The sequence below is a fragment of the Staphylococcus pasteuri genome, from assembly GCF_030547725.1.
Lineage (GTDB): Bacteria > Bacillota > Bacilli > Staphylococcales > Staphylococcaceae > Staphylococcus > Staphylococcus pasteuri.
Genome location: NZ_JAUOQO010000591.1, coordinates 1 through 254 on the forward strand (window position 1 = coordinate 1; position 254 = coordinate 254).

1 protein-coding gene is annotated in these 254 nt (G+C 36.6%); it reads right to left on the reverse strand.

Features of this window, described 5'->3' with window-relative positions; translation table 11 throughout:
• Nucleotides 1-238: radical SAM protein (locus Q4528_RS14835; RefSeq protein ID WP_368506732.1), on the reverse strand; the 238-nt coding region annotated here is incomplete at its 3' end.
• Nucleotides 239-254: the final 16 nt, after the last annotated feature.

The following is a 254-nucleotide window of genomic DNA, read 5'->3' on the forward strand; positions in this document are numbered from 1 at the left end:
GTTCAGCTGATTGATGGGGGAGACCATAAATAACGTCTAAATTTATCGATTCAAATCCTAAGCTTCGTCCGCGTTTAATTAACTGATCAACAAAGTCACTATCCTGTACACGATTAATTGCTTCTTGCACTTTAAGATTAGTATCTTGGAAACCAAAGCTAAGACGGTTAAACCCTAACCCTTTTAAATGATCTAACAAGTTAAGTTCAATTTCGCGTGGGTCAATTTCAATGCTCATTTGCACACATTCATTC